Source organism: Sphingobium sp. B10D7B (assembly GCF_025961955.1).
Taxonomy (GTDB): Bacteria; Pseudomonadota; Alphaproteobacteria; order Sphingomonadales; family Sphingomonadaceae; genus Sphingobium.
Window position 1 is genome coordinate 291,001 of record NZ_JAOQOQ010000001.1, and the last position, 17,738, is coordinate 308,738.

General features: G+C 65.6%; 10 protein-coding genes. 6 read left to right on the top strand and 4 right to left on the bottom strand.

The features are described from left to right. Nucleotides 1–119 precede the first annotated feature (119 nt). The 5 genes from M2331_RS01345 to M2331_RS01365 all read left to right on the top strand — a co-directional run bounded on the left by M2331_RS01345 (nt 120) and on the right by M2331_RS01365 (nt 7,864). A complete protein-coding gene (locus M2331_RS01345; RefSeq protein ID WP_181558624.1) occupies nt 120–524 on the top strand; it encodes a hypothetical protein in 405 nt (134 codons plus the stop codon). Continuing rightward, entirely contained in the window at nt 521–1,780 is a 1,260-nt protein-coding gene (locus tag M2331_RS01350; protein WP_413716063.1) for an efflux RND transporter periplasmic adaptor subunit, read from the top strand. Before M2331_RS01345 ends, M2331_RS01350 begins: the two co-directional genes overlap by 4 nt. Nucleotides 1,781–1,906: 126 nt before the next feature. Continuing rightward, nucleotides 1,907–5,083 (top strand): efflux RND transporter permease subunit, encoded by a 3,177-nt coding sequence (locus M2331_RS01355; RefSeq protein ID WP_181558625.1) that lies wholly within the window; start codon nt 1,907–1,909, stop codon nt 5,081–5,083. 18 nt (nt 5,084–5,101) lie between these two features. Further along, entirely contained in the window at nt 5,102–6,508 is a 1,407-nt protein-coding gene (locus M2331_RS01360) for an efflux transporter outer membrane subunit (protein ID WP_181558626.1), read from the top strand. Between the two features lie 117 nt (nt 6,509–6,625). Further along, nucleotides 6,626–7,864, top strand: a complete 1,239-nt coding sequence (locus tag M2331_RS01365) for a GGDEF domain-containing protein (protein WP_181558627.1) — start codon at nt 6,626–6,628, stop codon at nt 7,862–7,864. A 58-nt stretch (nt 7,865–7,922) separates the two neighbouring features. On the opposite strand, the gene M2331_RS01370 is transcribed toward M2331_RS01365, so the two are convergent. Next, entirely contained in the window at nt 7,923–10,160 is a 2,238-nt protein-coding gene (locus M2331_RS01370) for a TonB-dependent receptor (protein ID WP_181558628.1), read from the bottom strand. Between the two features lie 419 nt (nt 10,161–10,579). Here M2331_RS01370 and M2331_RS01375 point away from each other — a divergent pair, with 419 nt between their 5' ends. After that, complete coding sequence (locus M2331_RS01375; protein ID WP_181558629.1) at nt 10,580–12,358, top strand: tannase/feruloyl esterase family alpha/beta hydrolase; 1,779 nt, start codon at nt 10,580–10,582, stop codon at nt 12,356–12,358. Between the two features lie 1,284 nt (nt 12,359–13,642). Here M2331_RS01375 and M2331_RS01380 read toward each other — a convergent pair. From M2331_RS01380 to M2331_RS01390, 3 genes are all read right to left on the bottom strand, one after another. After that, entirely contained in the window at nt 13,643–14,113 is a 471-nt protein-coding gene (locus M2331_RS01380; protein WP_181558630.1) for a DUF4126 domain-containing protein, read from the bottom strand. 108 nt (nt 14,114–14,221) lie between these two features. Beyond that, nucleotides 14,222–15,037 carry a hypothetical protein gene (locus M2331_RS01385; protein ID WP_220128494.1) on the bottom strand — a complete coding sequence of 272 codons (816 nt, stop codon included), beginning with the start codon at nt 15,035–15,037 and terminating at the stop codon, nt 14,222–14,224. Further along, entirely contained in the window at nt 15,037–17,652 is a 2,616-nt protein-coding gene (locus M2331_RS01390; RefSeq protein ID WP_181558631.1) for a TonB-dependent receptor, read from the bottom strand. Before M2331_RS01390 ends, M2331_RS01385 begins: the two co-directional genes overlap by 1 nt. Nucleotides 17,653–17,738: the final 86 nt, after the last annotated feature.

The following is a 17,738-nucleotide window of genomic DNA, read 5'->3' on the forward strand; positions in this document are numbered from 1 at the left end:
CGGTCGCGCACCGTCTTTCCCGGATCGATCCCTGGCATCCGCGATGCGCGCGCCCGGCAGCACTGGCTGTCCGGGGCTGCCCCGTCGTGCCTGCCGGGGAAGCAGGAGGAGACACGGTGATGGCATATCTGGATCTGAGGGATGGCGGGGCACGGGCGATGGTCCCGGGTGTCACTGCATCGGAGGCTGCAAGCCTTCAGGTGCAGGATGGCCACCTCCTTCCGGTCGAGTGGACGATTGTCCGCCTTGCGCGGGAAGACGGGTTGTCTTCGCTGCGCGAGGAGAGCCGCCTGGGCCGCCTGCTGCGCCTCGTTTTCGGCTTCCGCCGGGCCATGCCGCTGGCGAGCGCGCGCCTCGAAGCGCTGCGGCGCATTGCGGTGCTGAGCTGGCACCATGGCTACAACATCGCCCCATCCGAGCTCGGTCGCTTTTACGAGGCCGGCTACACGACCCATCAATATGAGACGCTGCTCCGCCACATCGGCGCCCTGCGTCTGTCGATCAAGCGGAGGAACCGCGCATGAACATGCTCAAGAAACTCAGCCCGGCGGAAGCCACGCCCATCGACGCCGGCACGACGCGGCGCCGCTCGCTGACCCGTGCCGCCTGGGTGGCGCTGCCGGTGCTCGCCATTGCCGGGGCCTATGCGCTGATGCGCCCGTCGCCCCCGGCGCAGGCCGCGATGGCGGCGCCCACCGTCACCGTCTCGGCGCCGCTCGCGCGCGAGATTATGCTGTGGGACGATTATGTCGGCCGGTTCGAGCCGAGCCGCGCGGTCGAGGTGCGTCCGCGCATTTCCGGCCAGATCACGGCCGTGCATTTCACGGACGGTCAGATGGTCCGCGCCGGCCAGCCGCTCTTCACCATTGATCCGCGCCCCTTCCAGGCCGCGCTGGCCGAGGCGCGTGCCGGTGTCGCCACGGCCCAGAGCGATCTCGCGCTGGCCCGCAGCGATCTTGAACGTGCCGAACGACTGGTGGCGGTGGAAGCGGTCTCCAAGAGCGAAGTCGACCGTCTTCGCGCCCGCGTCTCGGCAGCATCGGCTGCGCTGGCCGGTGCGCAGGCCCGTGCCCGCAGTCGCGCGCTGGATCTTGAGTTCACCACCGTGCGCGCGCCCATTGGCGGCCGCATCTCGGATCGGCGGATCGACCCCGGCAACCTCGCATCCTCGGGAGAGGGTGCATCCGGCACATTGCTCACCACCATCAACGCGCTCGATCCGATCTACTTCACCTTCGAGGGGTCCGAAGCGCTGTTCCTCAAGACCAAGCGTGACGCCGATGCCGACGCTACGCCGGTCGAGATCAAGCTGCAGGATGAGAATGCCTATCGCTGGAAGGGCAAGCTCGATTTCACCGACAACGGCCTCGATCCGCGCTCGGGCACCATCCGCGCCCGCGCCGTGCTGCCCAATCCCGATCTGTTCCTGACGCCCGGCATGTTCGGCAATATGCGCCTCTCCACCGGCGCGCCGACCCGCGCGCTGCTGGTGCCGGACACCGCCGTGCAGACCGATCAGGCGCGCAAGACGCTGCTCGTCGTCGGCAAGGATGGCACCGTCGCTGCCAAGCCGATCGAGCTTGGGCCGGTGGTCGATGGCCTGCGCGTCGTGCGGGCTGGGCTCGATCCCGCCGATCAGGTGGTGATCGTTGGCACCCAGCTCGCCATGCCCGGCGGCAAGGTGCAGGTCCGCAAAGGCCGCATTGCGCCCGAGACCCAGCCCGCGACGCCTGCCGCCGCCACCGCGCTGATGTCCGGCCAGGCCACGTTTACGCGCTAGGTCATGATCGGCTTCGCCTGAAGCCGATCCTGATCCGGTCCCTTTTGCTTTCCGCATGTCCGAGCTGTCAGGTGAATCCGCCTGACCCGGACATGCTCTGAGCGCTGCCCCCGAGGAGAGCTCCTCATGCGTCTGTCCCGTTTCTTCATCGACCGGCCGATCTTCGCGGCGGTCATCGCCGTCGTCATCACGATCATCGGCGCGATCAGCTATTTCTTCCTGCCCGTCTCGCAATATCCCGAGGTGGTGCCGCCGACGGTGACCGTCTCGGCCATGTATCCCGGCGCCTCTGCCGAGACCGTGGCGGAAACCGTCGCCAGCCCGATCGAGCAGGAGATCAACGGCGTCGAGAACATGCTCTATCTCTCGTCGCAATCGACGGGGGACGGGCGCGTGGTCGTCACCGTCACCTTCAAGCAAGGTACGGACCTCGATGAGGCGCAGGTTCTGGTGCAGAACCGCGTCGCCATTGCCGAGCCGCGCCTGCCGCAGGAGGTGCAGCGCCTCGGCATCGTTACCAAGAAGACCTCGCCGGACTTCCTGCTGGTGGTGAACCTCATTTCGCCTGATGGCTCGCTCAATCGCGAGTATATTTCCAATTACGCGCAGACCCGCATCAAGGACCGGCTGGCCCGCATCGAGGGCGTGGGCGACGTGCAGCTGTTCGGCTCCCGCGATCTCTCCATGCGCGTGTGGATCGATCCGCGCCGTGCGGCGGCGCTGGGTCTGACGGCCGGCGACATCGTCTCCGCGCTGCGCCAGCAGAATGTGCAGGTTGCGGCCGGCACGCTCGGCCAGCCCCCCTCGGGCGGATCGGCCTTCCAGCTCAATGTCGAGACGCAGGGTCGCTTCACCGATCCGCAGCAGTTCGCCAATGTCGTCATCCGCACCGACGATCAGGGCCGGCAGGTCCGCGTCTCCGATGTCGCGCGCGTTGAGCTGGGCGCCGAGGATTACGGCACGTCGGCCTATCTCGGCGACAAGGACAGCGTCATCATCCCCGTCTTCCAGATGCCGGGATCGAACGCGCTGGCCGCTGCCGAGGCGATCAAGGCGGAGATGAACGTCCTGGCGAAGGACTTTCCGCAGGGCCTTGAATATCGCATCGTCTACAACCCCACCGAGTTCATCCAGAAGTCCATCGACGAGGTCGTGAAGACGCTGGTCGAGGCAGTGATCCTCGTCGTGCTCGTCATCATCGTCTTCCTGCAGAAATGGCGGGCGGCGCTGATCCCGGTGCTGGCGATCCCGGTCTCGCTCATCGGCACCTTCGCGGTGCTGGCGGGTATGGGCTATTCGATCAACAACCTCTCGCTGTTCGGCCTCGTGCTCGCCATCGGCATCGTCGTCGATGACGCCATCGTGGTGGTCGAGAATGTCGAGCGCAATCTGGAGAACGGGATGACCCCGCTCCAGGCGGCGCGCACCTCCATGGATGAGGTGGGCGGGGCGCTGGTTGCCATCGTGCTGGTGCTGTGCGCCGTGTTCGTGCCGACCTTGTTCATCGGCGGCATGTCCGGCGCCTTCTACCAGCAGTTCGCGATCACCATCTCGGCCGCGACGATCATCTCGCTGGTCCTCTCGCTCACTTTGTCGCCCGCCTTCGCGGCGCTGCTGCTGCGGCACCGCCATGCCCTGCCGGAGGGCGCGCCGCGCTGGCGCCAGCTCACCGAGCGGGCGGGCGATGCGTTCAATCGCGGGTTCGACCGGTTCAGTGCCCGCTATGCGACCCTGACCGCGCGGCTGGTCCGCCAGCCCAAGAAGATCATGGCGGCCTATGTCGGGCTGATCGCGGTGACCGTCGCTGCGCTGGTTTACACGCCGTCGGGCTTCATCCCGGCGCAGGACCAGGGCTATTTCTTCACGATCATCCAGCTGCCGCCCGGCTCCTCCACCGCGCGCACCGATGCGGCGATGAAGAAGGTCGCGGAGCGAATGCTGCCCATTCCGGGCATCACCAACGCGGTCATGCTCTCGGGTTTCGACGGCGCCTCGGAGACGCGCAACGCCAGCTCGTCGGCGGCGTATTGGGTGCTCGATGATTTCGACGAGCGGGCCGCCAAGGGCCAGACCATCGACAAGCTAATGGAGGAAGCCCGCAAGGCGACCGCCGACATCAGCGAGGCGCGCCTGATGATCGTCAAGCCACCGCTCATCCGCGGCATCGGCTCGGCGGGCGGCTTCCGCCTGATGGTGCAGGATCGAGAGGGCGCCGGCTACAAGGCGCTCGAGCAGGCAGCCTACAGCGTGATCGGCCCGGCCAATCAGACGCCCGGACTCTCGTTCGTCTACACCTTCTTCGACACCGCGACGCCGCGCATCTTCGCGGATATCGACCGCGAGAAGGCGCAGATGCTGGGCGTGCCTCCCGAGCGGGTGTTCGAGACGCTGCAGATCTATCTGGGCTCGGCCTTCGTCAATGACTTCAACCTGCTTGGCCGCACCTATCGGGTGACCGCGCAGGCGGACGAAGCCTTCCGGCGGACCACGGCGGATATCGCCAGCCTGCAGACGCGCTCGGACTATAACCAGATGGTGCCGATCGGCTCGATCGCCACCTTCCGGGACACCACCGGGCCGTATCGCGTGCAGCGCTATAATCTGGCGCCGGCTGTCGCCATCGATGGCGATACTGCGCCCGGCGCGTCGTCTGGCCAGGCGCTGGATGCCATGGAGCAACTCGCCAATGCCAATCTGCCGCGTGGCTTCAGCCATGAGTGGACCGGCATCGCCTATCAGCAGAAGACGGCTGGCAATACTGCAGGCCTCGTCTTCGGCCTAGCCGTGCTGCTCGTCTTCCTGGTGCTGGCGGCGCAATATGAGAGCCTTGTCATGCCGCTCGCGATCATCCTGATCGTGCCGATGTCGGTGCTGGCGGCTCTGGTGGGCGTCAACCTGCGCGGCATGGACAATAACGTCCTGACGCAGATCGGCATGATCGTGCTCGTGGCGCTGGCTGCCAAGAATGCGATCCTCATCGTCGAGTTTGCCCGGCAGGGCGAGCAGAACGGCATGACCACACTGGATGCCGCCGTCCACGCTGCCGGGCAGCGCCTGCGGCCGATCCTGATGACCAGCTTTGCGTTCATTCTGGGTGCGGTGCCGCTGGTGCTGGCCACCGGAGCAGGCGCGGAGCTGCGGCAGGCTCTGGGCACGGCAGTGTTCTTCGGCATGGCCGGCGTCACCATCTTCGGCCTCATCTTCACGCCCACTTTCTACGTCGTGAGCCGCGCGCTCGGCGACCGGATCGCACGCCTGCGCGGGCGGTCCGGCGGCGATGCCGTGCCGGCCCCCGCCGAGTGATTGAGGGAGGATCCTATCATGACTGTTCATCGCATCTTCGCACCTTTTGTTTCCGCGCTGGCGCTTTCAGCGTGCGCGGTGGGGCCGGACTACGTCGCCCCCACGCCCCCCTCGGCGTCCTCCGGCCCCTTTCTTTCCGCCGCATCCCCGGCCTTTGCGCCGGCGCCGGTCCAGCCGGACTGGTGGCGGCTCTACAATGATCCGGTGCTGGACGGGCTGGTCACCGACGCGCTCGCCGCCAATACGGATGTGCGCATCGCGCTCGCCCGGCTGGAAAAGGCCCGCGCCGGGCTGCGCGGTGCCCGGGCGGATCGGCTGCCGCGCACCGATCTTTCGGCCAGCGGCGATTATGGCCGCCTGCCCGCGAGCCAGCGCGCGCCGGGAGCGCCGCGTGAGGATTGGGCGCTCGATGCCGGACTGTCGGTCTCCTATGAGGTCGATCTGTTCGGGCGTGTGAGCCGGGGCGTGGAAGCCGCGCGCGGCGATGCCGATGCAGCCGCGGCCGATGCCGACGCCGTGCGCGTCGCCGTCGTCGCCGATACCACGCGGGCTTATGCCGATGCCGCCTCGGGCGCGGCGCAACTGGCCGTCAATCGCGAGATCGTGGGCCTGCTCGACCGGTTGCTGGACTTGACCGGCAAGCGGCGCGAAGCAGGTCTGGCGACCACGCTCGATGTCTCGCGGATCGCCGCCTTGCGCGACCAGCGCGCCGCCGACATTCCGCTCATCGAGGCGCAGCGTCAGGCCGCGCTCTTCCGTCTCGCTACGCTCACCGGCCGGACCCCGGACGCCTTGCCGGAGATTGCCGGCCAGCGCAGCATCGGGCTGGAAATCCGGCAGGCCATTCCGGTCGGCGATGGGGCCACCTTGCTTGCCCGCCGCCCGGATGTGCGGGCTGCCGAACGTCGTCTCGCCGCCGATACCGCGCGCATCGGCGTCGCCACGGCGGACCTTTATCCGCGCATCAGCCTGGGCGGTTCGGGCGGATCGACCGGCAATGATATCGGCGCGATGTTCGGCGGTGGCCCGCTGCGCTGGCTGCTGGGTGGCCTCATCAGCTGGTCTTTCCCCAATCAGGAGGCCGCCCGCGCGCGCATCGCCGGCGCACGGGCGGACAGCGATGCCGCGCTCGCCGCCTTCGACGGCGCGGTGCTCAACGCCCTGGAGGAAACCGAGACGGCGCTCTCGACCTACGGCCACGCGCTGGAGCGCCGCCAACGCCTGCAGGCCGCCCGCGATTCCGCCGGCGCCGCCGCGCGCATCACCCGTGCCCAGCAGCGCGAGGGGGCCATCGACTCCCTCCAGCTGCTCGACACCGAGCGCACCTTCGCGGAGGCAGAAGCCGCGCTCGCCGCACAGGATGCCGAGGTCGCGCGCGCGCAGATCGATGTGTTCCGGGCGCTGGGCGGGAGCTGGGCGAGCTGAGCGCGGCTCAATGGTCCCCGGACTTGCGATGAGTCGCGCGACCGACGCTGAAATGCTAATGGCATCTTAACATCCGCACCATAGCCCGTGCGGCTGAGAAGCTGTTGTGAGTCAGCAATGGACGAAGGTCAGGTTTCCAGTGAGCGGATCGACGCGATCGAACGCGCATTGTTGCGGCCTGTTGGCCAGATCGCTCTGGAGCCGTCCCTCGAAACCGCCTATCTCGACCGCACTGACCTGAAAAGGCGCACAACCATTGCCAGCTGGCACATCGGGGCGCTGATTGCCAATCTGGCGTGCCTGCCTCTGGATTATATCGTCGGTCAGCTGCAGCTGGGGCTGGCATTGCGGTTGGGCATCACGACTCCGGTCTATCTGCTGGCCATGGTGATCGTGATCCGGGGCCCGAAGCGGTTGCAGAACGCCGCCATCATCCTGCCCATGGTGATCTTTGTCGCGACCGTGACCTATCTCGGGCTTCAGGTGGGGCAACCGCATAGCGATCGCTATTTGATGGCCGCGGCTCTGCTGCTGATCTTTAAAAATCTCGCAATCCCTACCTCGGTGCGGCAGGCGCTGGCGACCACGACGCTGTCGATCCTCTCCATGTTCGGTCTGGCCTTTCTACTGCGCGGCCCGAACATCGAATCCCTTACCCTCTGCGGATTCATTACTCTCGCGTCGTTCCTGCCGCTCGTTATGCGCTGTCAGGCAGAGCGCTCTGCGCGAAATGCGTTTCTCGTCGAACTGAGGGACGAACTCAAATCCGCCCAGCTTGTTGCCTTGACCCAGGCGTTGGCGGAGCTTGCCGAGACGGACCCGCTGACCGGCATGCGCAACCGGCGGAGCCTTTCGGAGACGCTGAACGGCAAATGGGCGGCGGCAAGCGCGGACAACGCCTGGTTCGGTATCCTCATGATCGATATCGACCGCTTCAAGCTGTTTAATGATACCGCAGGCCATGATGCCGGCGACCGCTGCCTCGAGCGGGTGGCCTTGGCGTTGCAGAGCGAGGTTCACCGGCAGGGACATTATATCGCGCGCTTCGGCGGCGAAGAGTTCACCGCGATCACTTATGGCCTTGCGCCCGAACCGGCCCTCGCCTTTGCCGAGACGCTCCGGCGCGCGGTGCTCGATCTCGCCATTCCACATCCCGGCTGCGAGGATGTCGCGCCGGTGACGGTCAGCATTGGTGTGGCGGTGTTGCAGCCTTCGGCTCAGGACTCCGTGGAGGATGTCATCGGCGCGGCGGACGGCGCGCTTTACAAGGCCAAGGCAAACGGACGGAATTGCGTTGTCGGCTCAGCGGGCATGTCCGGCTACATTGCGCGCACGCTCATGAAAGACGCTGGCTAGGGTCTGGCAGGAGAGGAGCGGGGCCGGCCACAGCGAGTGAACCAGCCCCATCTCTCAGTCAGAAGTCGTAACGGACCCGCACGCCATATTCGCGCGGAGCGCCGTAGAACTCGTTATTGCCGAACTGGCCGGAGACATAGGTCTCGTCGGTCAGGTTGGTGCCATAGGCTTCGACCAGCAGATTACCCTTCTGCACGCCGAGCCGGGCGCCGAGCAGACCCCGTGATGGCAGCCGGTCGCTAACGGGGGAGTAAAGGATATAGGTCCATTGCGGGCCGACATAGGCGTAGCTGACGCTGGGGGTGATCTTCACGTCGCCCACCCACAGGTCGTAGCGCGCACCCAGATTATAGGTCCATTTGGGCGAGTAGAGATTGGTGCCGCCGCCGGTGTTTCGCAGAAACGGCGTATAGTTGATACAGGTCGGAAGGTTGGTAGCCTGGTTCGCCGGGCATTGCTGGACCGGTGTGACCCCCGGGAAGGCGAGGGCAAGGGCGCGCGTATCGACGAACGTGGCATCGCCCAAAGAAGAGTCGACGAAAGCCACGCCGGCATCGAATGTAAAGCCAGAGACGCGCGCCTGAATTTGCGCCTCTACGCCTTTCACCGTTGCGCCGGTAAGATTGGTCACCCCCGTCTGACCCGTTGACGTATCCAGCGCGTCGAACTGGAAGTCGTTATAGTCATAATAGAAGGCGCCGAGCTGGGTGCGAACCGCGCCGCCCAGCATCGTCGCTTTCCAGCCGATTTCATAATCGATCACCGTTTCCGGATCGAACTCGGAGACCAGCGAGTTAGAACCGCCCGGTTTGTAACCACGCGCGACGAAGGCATAGAACAGGTTGTTCTCGTCCGGTGTCCAGTTAAGCGAGACCTTGCCAGTCATGCGTCCGTCCTTATGATCGCCGCTCAGATCCGCCACCTGCAAGCCGTTTGGCGGGAAGGTGGGGATGCCCCGACCGATCGAGACGCTGCCGCCGCCGGTCACCGAGAAGTGCGAGTAGCGCGCGCCCACGTCCAGCGCGAGTTGCGGCGTGATCTTGTACGTCACTTGGCCGAAGACGCCGGTGGTGGTCTTGTCATTGTCGATCAGAATGTCCGTCGGGAAGCCATTCGAGCGGTTCTCGATGATCACGTCGATCCGGTTGCGCTGATAATAGCCACCGACGATCCACGAAAGATCCTGATCGGTCGGCGAGATGATGTTGAACTCCTGCGTCCACACCCGCTCGCGCACGAACTGTTGCTGCGTCGAAACCGCGAGGCGCGTCGAATCCGCCAGGCTATAGCGCGCGGCATTGGTCGCATCGCTGTCGTAGAGGTTGAAGATGCGCTTGTTCTGGTAGCCGCTGAGCGAGCGCAGGGTAATGCCCGATCCCAGCTCGTAGCGCAGTTCCAGTGAGGCCTGGATCGCCTTCTCGTCATTCTGCGTCGGCGTATCATAGTCGATCAGGCGCGGGTCGCTGGTGCGATAGGCTGCATAGGCGGTGCCGGTAATGGGGCGGTAGGCATAACCGCCGGTTTCCTTGTCCGCGGCTTCCAGCTTGAACAGCGCCTGGAAGCTCTCGGTCGGCTTCCACAGCGCACCGAAGCGGCCGGATAGCTCATCGAGCCGACCGGCCGAGCTGCCGGCGGAGCCGATGTCGGTGTAGAAGGAATCGCGCGTGCGCCATTTGCCGGCGCCGCGAATGGCCAGCGTGCGCGAGAGCGGCAGGTTGAGCACCGCTTCCACACTGCGCGCGTCATAATTGCCGATCGAGCCCTCGATGGAACCTTCCACGCCCGCAAGACTGGGGTTGCGGGTGTTGATGAAGATCGCGCCGCCGGTCGAGTTGGAGCCGACGAACGTGCCCTGCGGGCCGCGCAGCACTTCCACCGTGGCAATGTCGTAGAAGCTGGAGGTGGTAACGATGGGCGGCTGGAAGATGCCGTCCACATAGGTCGCCACGCCGTTGGCCACTGCGGGCGATCCGCTGGCGAGGCCGATGCCGCGAATGTTGACGTTCTGCGTCAGCCCGGCGTCTGTAACGGAGAGCGAGGGCACCACGGTCTGTAGCTCGTCCACTCGGGTGACGCCCTTCTCCACCAAGCCCTGGCCTGAGAGCGCGGTGGCGGCAACGGCGACCTTCTGGAGATTTTCCTCGCGCCGTTGCGCGGTGACGATGATCTCTTCCAGACCCTCGCCTTGCTGCGGGTTTTGCTGCGCCAGTGCGGGTGCCATCGCAACCACGCATGTCGTTGACGAAAGCAACGTCAGCAGTGCGCGGACGGCATAAACCTGTCGATTGGCTTTCATAACCTCCCTCTCCCTTGTCTATTTCCCCGGCCTCCTTTGGCTATTGTGCCTTCAGGTGCGTGCGAGGCTTCTCATTTTCATTTTCAGTCCGCCGACTGCGCCTTTGCCTCATCCATTTTTGGCGGCTTCCATGAGCCTGGCAGAGGATCGCGACGTGCTGTGCTATTGGTCTATGAGGTTTCGTTTGTTTCGGCGACTCCTTTCATTTATATGAAAAAGAAAATAGTCTGCCTGTGGCGCGCGGCCCACAGTTGCCGCTGAGCGAGAATGGGGAGGGGCGTGCAATGGAAATCAACATCGCGGCCACACCCCGACAGTTCCCGGACAGAGTCATTCTGCACGAAATTTGTAATCGATTGCTGATTCGCTGTCACGCGTTTACTGTGAGGGCGCCTTGTGGAGAGGAACGGAAGACCGTCATGACCATGCATCGCCTCATGTTTGCGCCGCTCGCGGCGACTCTTACGCTTCTTCCTCATCAGCTCCGGGCGGCCGAATCCCCGCCGTCCGGCACGACCTCAACGCTACTCGCCGCGACCATCGCGGACGCCACCGCCCGATGCGCCGCGCTCGGGGCAAGGATGGCGGGTCATTGGCCGGATGCCTCCACCCGGCTGCTCAGCGCGAGCTTCAATCCCGCCGGCCCCGCGCCGGTGCCGCCCGGCCCTCCCGGCATGACACCGCCGCCGGTCGAACTGCCGGCCCATTGCGCCATCGTCGGCGCGACGCGCGCGCATACCGGCGTCGATGGCCAGGCCTATGCGATCAGGTTCCATCTGCGCCTGCCGGTGGCATGGAACGGGCGGTTCTTCTTTTCGGGCGGGGGCGGCACCAATGGCGAGCTGGGCGACGCTATTGGCCGGCTGACCGCCGCAGCGCCGGCCCTGGTGCAGGGCTATGCCGTGCTCTCGCAGGATAGCGGGCACGATAATGCGACCAATAGCGATCCCGCCCGCGGCGGCGCGAGCGCCTTCGGCTTCGATCCGCAGGCGCGCGCCGATTATGGCGGCACCTCGCTGCCGGTCGTCACCCATGCGGCAAAGGCGGCGATCCGCCAGTTCTACGGCAGCGATCCCCGCCAGAGCTATTTCGTCGGCTGCTCCAAGGGCGGGCAGGAGGGCATGATGCTCGCCCAGCGCTACCCGGATCTGTTCGACGGGATTGTCGCGGCCGCGCCCGGCTTCTCGCTGCCCAAGGCCGCGATCGCCGAGGCGTGGAACACGCAGGCCTTCGCCTCCGTCGTGCAGGCATCGGGCAAGCCGGTCACGCTCGCCAATCTGCGCGCGAGTTTCAGCATGGGCGATCTCGCGCTGGTCGGGCAGGCCGTGCGCACCGCCTGCGACGCGCTTGACGGCACGACCGATGGCCTGATCGGCGCGGTCGGCCAGTGCACCTCTGCCAGGGTGCTGCCGCAGTTGCGCGCCAGCCTGTGCAAGGGCGACAAGGCCGAGGGCTGCCTCTCCCAGCCACAGCTCGATGCGCTGGTGCGCATTCACGAGGGCGCGCGGGACAGCAAGGGTGCGCAAATCTATCCCGGCTTCCCGTGGGATGCCGGCTGGGCAGACATGGGCTGGCGTATCTGGATGCTGGGCACGCCCGATGGCAGCGTGCCGCCGATCAATGTCGCCATGGGTCTGCCTTCTCTCGCCGCCGTCTTCATGACGCCGCCCGCTCTGGCCGGCGCCACGCCCGACGAATTGCTGGCCTGGGCCATGCGCCTCGACGTGGATCGTGCTCGCGCCGGCGTCGAGGCGGTGGCGCCGCCGTTCACGCGCTCGGCCTGGCAGGATATCGGCGCGCGGTCGAGCGACCTCGATGCGTTTCGCGCGCGGGGCGGCAAGCTCATCGTGCCGCATGGCATGTCGGACCCGGTCTTCTCGGTGAACGACACGCTGGCTTGGTGGGGCGAGGTCGATGCCCGGTACAAGGGCGCCGCGCGCGAGTTCGTGCGCGTCTTCCCAGTGCCCGGCATGGGCCATTGCGCCGGCGGCCCGGCGACGGATCAATATGATGCGTTCGGTGCCCTCGTCGCGTGGGTGGAGCAGGGCAAGCGGCCCGATCAGTTGAGCGCAACCGCCGGGCCGATGTCCGGCCTCAACGGCATCCAGCGCCCTATCTGCGCGGCGCCCGCCATCGCCCGGCGGGCGGGCGACACATCGGATCAGTCTGCGGCGCAGATCAGCTGCACGCAGCCATGAGCACCGACGGCCGCGCCATCTCCCCCGTCCGGGCGCGGCCGTCGTTGCAAGGATAGGCGCGAAGTCCGTCTGCCAGGCCGTCGCGGCGCGCACCTGCCATGTCGGATGAGGGGCAGCGCCTCCCATCCCGCGTCCGTCGGCATTTTGAGGAAATGGCCCGCAGCGCTGTGCACAATTCCTGTGTGACGGAACGTCCGCTGAGGGGCGGTACAGATCGCTCGGTCTACGCCGAGATGCGGTCTTTGCCGATTTTCCCCGTTCGTGCTGAGTAGGGTCTGAGGTGCGCCGCAGGCGCGTATCGAAGACCCGTATCGAAGCATCGCAAGCCCTTCGATACGCCGCTTCGACAAGCTCAGCAGCTACTCAGGACGAACGGAGGGAGCGCCGACAATGGCGTCGCGCCTGATCAGACCGCGTTCAACACCACGGTCGGACCACAGCCATAGCCCCTTTGAAGCGTTGATAAAGGATCGGCGAACGGCAAGTTCGGCGTGGAAGGCTGCCAGCGGGTCAAATCTCTGAACCGGCCTTTCGCGAACCGTCGTTATAAGCAGCTAGCGCAGCTTGGAATCGTGCTCTGTCTCGGTCGATCTGCCGTTTGCGCCAGTGGGCGAACGAAACGAGGAAGAGGCTGGTCAGAATGAGTGCTATCGCCCACTCTGGGTCGCCGTCTTTCACCGCTAGCATGGCGCAAAAAAGCATAGTTAGTGCCATGATCCAAGCCAGGACCATGTAGAAACCCGTTATCTTCCATGCCAGAGGAGGTGTCGGTCGTCCACTCGATGAGTCCGATCTCACTTTATCGAAGAAGCTGAACATGTGGCCTTCATTTCATGAATACGGAAAGTCAGCAATGTTGTCGTATCCGGAACTTCCGCTGTCGGAGCCAAAGGCGGGATAACAGCCATGACCGCGATGGAGCGCTGGCGACGGTTGGGCGAATGGTAAGCTGGCTCGAGAGGCCGACTAACTCGCCACTCTAGCCACAGCCATTAACAACGACCAAGCCATCAACAGAAAACCGCCTTCTCTAACATTTCGAGAATATCCCCGCCTCAAGAGAAACCACGCAAACACAAGAGGTAGTATTTGAACTCCAAGTATCAGCGCTAAGCTAAGACGGCGCGGTTCGAATAAGCGATCACTCTGGTCGTTGGTTGCATTGATACAGTCTGCTTGGAAAACCGACCGTCCGCAATGGCGCCTTGACCGGGAATGGCAGCTCACCAACCGAGATATCGGACAACGGCTACCCAGCGCAGCAACTGACCTTTCCCGCGCCGCCTAGGTCGCTCGTTCAGCCCCGGCTACACTTGGGCTCGCAATCGCAAGGCCGCTGCCGAGCACGAGGGCGTCCTCGACAAAGCCGGTCGCGGTCTGCCCATAACGCCGCATCGCCGCGCAGCGCAGGCGCCAGCCGAGATAAGATGAGGCCAGCGCCGTCCCGACTGCGACCGCCGCGCCTAGCCCGCGGCGGCCACGCGGCGCCAGGGCGGCGCCGGCATAGGCCGCCGTCACGCTGCGCACGGCGAGGCCGATCGGCACGATCCGGTCGGGCGCGCTCTTCATCTTGTCGCCGGCCATCTCCGCCGCCGCCAGCGACGCCGTGCCCGCCGCGATCAGCGGATTGCGCAACAGGCCCTGCAAAGGCAGCACCACCGGAATATCCCCCTTGCGCGTGCCCGTCGCCACTGCCGCCAAGGGCGTCATGCCACGCTGCCCGGCCACCAGGCCGATGAGGAAGGATCGGATCATGTCGCGTTCTCCGTAGATGGGTTCGTCTGGAGAACCGACGCGATGCGGGGATCGTTCCGGGGCGTGAGTATTCTTGGGCGGCATTGCGCGAGGGGCGCCGTCGCCGTCCTATTTCTGCAGCGGCACGCGCATTTCCAGCATGGCGCGGGTCTTGCGGCTGATGCCCCAGAGGATGCCCGGCCGGTTCTCGTCCCAATCGATCGCCTGGCCTTCCGCCTCCATCGGCACGGTGGCGATATGGTCCAGCGTGGCGCCACCCTTGGGCAATTGCGTCACATAGAGCTCGGGATTGTCATGGCCGGAGAGCCACAGCCGCCCATCCGGGCCGAACCCGCCGCCAGAGATGCTCATCGGCGCGATCCGCTCGAGGATCGTGGCGGGCAGCGCCCAGCTTTGCGTGCGGCGCCAGTCCGTATCGAACTGGACGAGGCTGGTGTGGCGGTGGTCGCGCGGTGCCTCGCCGCCCTTGCCGTCATAATTGGCGAACAGCCCCCACCAGTGTCCGTCATGCCAGTCGACCCAGGTCAGCGAGCCTGTACCAAGGCCGAGCGAGACGGTACGCTTGTGGGCGAGGGTGACGGGATCGAAGATCTCGACCGAACTGGCCTGTGGCACGGCGGGGAAGTTGGAGGCCGCGCACACCAGCTCGGCCTTGATGAGCGCGCAACTGTTGATGTGCGGGTAGCGCGCCGGCTCGCCCGTCCAGATCGCGCGCCGTTCACCTGTCTCGCGATCATAGCGCGCAATGGTCCAGTTGGCGACGGCATAGACATCGTTCGGGCCGACTGCCACGCCCTGCCGCGCTTCCTCGGCGGGGATGCGGCGCAGCGTCTCGGCCGGCTGGCCCCGGGGCGGGGCGGCAGCGGGTGTCCCCGCCGCCGCCGCCGTGGCGGCACTGGCCGCCAGAGCGAGAAGCAGGCCCATCAGAAATTCGCCGCCACGCCGAACCAGAAGGTCCGGCCATATTCGGCGGATTCCTGCAGGTAGGTGCGCCCGGGCCCGACCAGCTCGCGCCGGCCCTGATTGTTGAGGTTCTGCCCCTCGGCATACAGCGTGATATTGGAGGTGACGCGATAGCTGATATTGGCATCCAGCGTGCCACGGCTCTTCCAATATTGGTCGGCATTGGGGATGGTGTCGTTGATCGTCTCCAGGAAGCCGCCGATATAGTTGTAAGACAGGCGCCCCTCGAACTTGCCCTTCTGATAATAGACCGAGGCGTTCCACACCGTGTCCGGCTGGAGGAACAGGCCGGTCACGCGCGGGCCGGCCGTGGTGAGGAAGGTGAAACGCGTATCGAGGAAGGTCGCGTTGGCGCTCACGCCCAGCCCGTCGAACGGATCGGGCAGGAAGGTCAGCGCCTGCTGAAGGTTCAGCTCCAGGCCCTTGATGGTGGCCGTTTCGGCATTGCGCGGTTCGGAGACGAGTACGCTCTCCGGCCCCCGGCCGACATCGATCGTCTCCACATTGGAGAGGGTGAAGATCTCGTTCTTGATCTTCTTGTGGAACAGCGCTGCAGAGATGACGCCATCCTTCGGGTAGAACTCGAAGGAGAGATCGAAGCCCCGGCTCTCTCGCGGCTTGAGGCTCGGATTGCCGCGGGATAGCGTCGGCTGGCTGCCATCGAAGCTGAGCGTCTCGCTGGCCGCGATGGAGGAATAATCCGGCCGGCCGATGGTGTTGGTATAGGCGCCGCGCACCACAACGCGGTCGGTTACATCCCAGCGGATGTGCGCGCTGGGCAGCCAGTTGCCATAGCTGCCGTCCGTCGAAATCTGGGTGAGCGTGCTGCCGAGCGTGCGATAGGCATCCGAGGAGACTTCCGTGCGCTCATAGCGCAGGCCGCCGAGCAGCGTCACATTGCCGATCCGGGTGCTGCCCTGCACATAGCCGGCATAGACGTCCTCGTTGACCTTATAATCGCCCGCCTTCGAGGCGACGGTGGTGGTGAAGCGGCTCTGATTGGCCTGATAGAAGGCCGGAAAGGCCTGCGCATCGATGCGGATCGGAATGTAGAATCTGTCGCGGATCGCTTCGCTCGGCCCGGCGGTCACCACCTTGTCGAGCGTGTAGGTGAAGCCGCTGGCGGCCTTGTAGTCGGTCCGCTCGACTTCGTTCTTGCGGCTCGTGAGGCGCAGCACGGCACCGGTCTTGAGCTTGATGCCACCATCGATGCTGTCATCGCCATAAGTGAAGTTCAGGCGGAACTGGCCGCTCTTCTCCAGCGACTTCTCCAGATTGCTACGCTGCTGCTGCAGGTAGAAGTTCTGCGGGTTCACCGCGGCGGCGGCGTTGGCCGGCGTGAACACGGGGTAGAAGTCCGACGTGTCATAGCTGAAGGCATAGCGGGTCGCGTCGGCATCGCGGGTGCGGAACTCGATGCTCTCATTGGGCACGCGCATCCGCCCGAGCGAGAACACCGCGTCACCATCCAGCTTCCACTGCTCGCCGCCATCCCAGGCGAAGGCGGTGCGGCCGAGCGCAACGAGGCGCCGCGTAATCGGCTGGTTGAGCTGCACGATGATCCGCCCGCGCGCGAACTGGCCGCTGGTCTGCGTCTGGTTCGCGACGTTGCCGATCGGCTCCATGCGATATTCGATGCGTTCCTCATCGTCCTCGGTGCGGGCGACGACGCCGGAAAGCTCCCAGCGGAACGTGTCGGACGGGCGCCATTCCAGCTTCACATTGCCGCCGGTGCGCTGCTTGGTGTTGTTGTACCAGAAGAGGCGGTGCTGGGTCGGCACCTGGATGCCGTTGCCGGTCGCCGCGCCGCTGTCCACCGGGGCGCCGGCGGCGGTATATTCGCGCACGGAGGGGCTGGCGACCTCGATCTGCGGAATGTCGTAATCGAGCTGCTCCTGGCTCGCGCCGATCACCAGCCCCCATTCGTCGTCCGCGCCGAAGGTGGTGCCGGCGGCAAAGGCCAGCCGGTAGGAGGGCTTGCTGTTGCGCACCTCGCCATGCTGCTCATAAATGCCATAGGACGCGATGCCGTTGAAGAACGGCCGGCCGGCATCGAAGGCGCTGCGGGTGGTGATGTTGATGATGCCGCCGACGGCATTGGCGTCATTCTCCGGCGTCACTGTCTTGATGACCTCGATCCGCCCCGCCATCACGGAGGGTACGATGTCCAGCGGCACGGTGCGCCCGCCGGAATCCACGCCGGCCACCAGCGCGCCGTCCACCGTCGTGCGGTTGTAGGTGGATTGCAGGCCACGCAGCACCGGGAAGCGCGGCTCGCCCTGATCCTCCTGCACGGAAAGGCCCGGAATGCGCCGCAGCGCCGCCGCCGTATTATGGTCCGGCAGCTTGCCGATATCGTCGGCGGAGATCGCATCCATCACCGCAAACGCCTCGCGCTTCTCCGCCGTCGCCTCATATTGCGCGCGTCGCTGGCCGGTGACGACAATCGTATCGCCGTCCGCACCAGCCTCGCTCTCGGCCTCCGGCACGGGTGCGGATTGCGCGAAGGCAGGCGTGGCAAGCAGAATGGCCGAGCACAGCAAAGCGGCCCGGAAAGTCGGGTAAAGCGGTTTCATTGTGGTGAGTCCCCAAAAGCAGGTTTTGTTCTGGGGGCGGCAGATAGGGAGGCGTTGCGTCAGGTCGGTGACGGAACGGCGTCACG

What these genes read in the sequence shown, in the direction of transcription:
- M2331_RS01380 (WP_181558630.1), bottom strand. Translation starts at nt 14,113, where the DNA reads ATGATCCGATCCTTCCTCATCGGCCTGGTGGCCGGGCAGCGTGGCATG.
- M2331_RS01375 (WP_181558629.1), top strand. Translation starts at nt 10,580, where the DNA reads ATGACCATGCATCGCCTCATGTTTGCGCCGCTCGCGGCGACTCTTACG.
- M2331_RS01370 (WP_181558628.1), bottom strand. Translation starts at nt 10,160, where the DNA reads ATGAAAGCCAATCGACAGGTTTATGCCGTCCGCGCACTGCTGACGTTG.
- M2331_RS01345 (WP_181558624.1), top strand. Translation starts at nt 120, where the DNA reads ATGGCATATCTGGATCTGAGGGATGGCGGGGCACGGGCGATGGTCCCG.
- M2331_RS01390 (WP_181558631.1), bottom strand. Translation starts at nt 17,652, where the DNA reads ATGAAACCGCTTTACCCGACTTTCCGGGCCGCTTTGCTGTGCTCGGCC.
- M2331_RS01355 (WP_181558625.1), top strand. Translation starts at nt 1,907, where the DNA reads ATGCGTCTGTCCCGTTTCTTCATCGACCGGCCGATCTTCGCGGCGGTC.
- M2331_RS01360 (WP_181558626.1), top strand. Translation starts at nt 5,102, where the DNA reads ATGACTGTTCATCGCATCTTCGCACCTTTTGTTTCCGCGCTGGCGCTT.
- M2331_RS01365 (WP_181558627.1), top strand. Translation starts at nt 6,626, where the DNA reads ATGGACGAAGGTCAGGTTTCCAGTGAGCGGATCGACGCGATCGAACGC.
- M2331_RS01350 (WP_413716063.1), top strand. Translation starts at nt 521, where the DNA reads ATGAACATGCTCAAGAAACTCAGCCCGGCGGAAGCCACGCCCATCGAC.
- M2331_RS01385 (WP_220128494.1), bottom strand. Translation starts at nt 15,037, where the DNA reads ATGGGCCTGCTTCTCGCTCTGGCGGCCAGTGCCGCCACGGCGGCGGCG.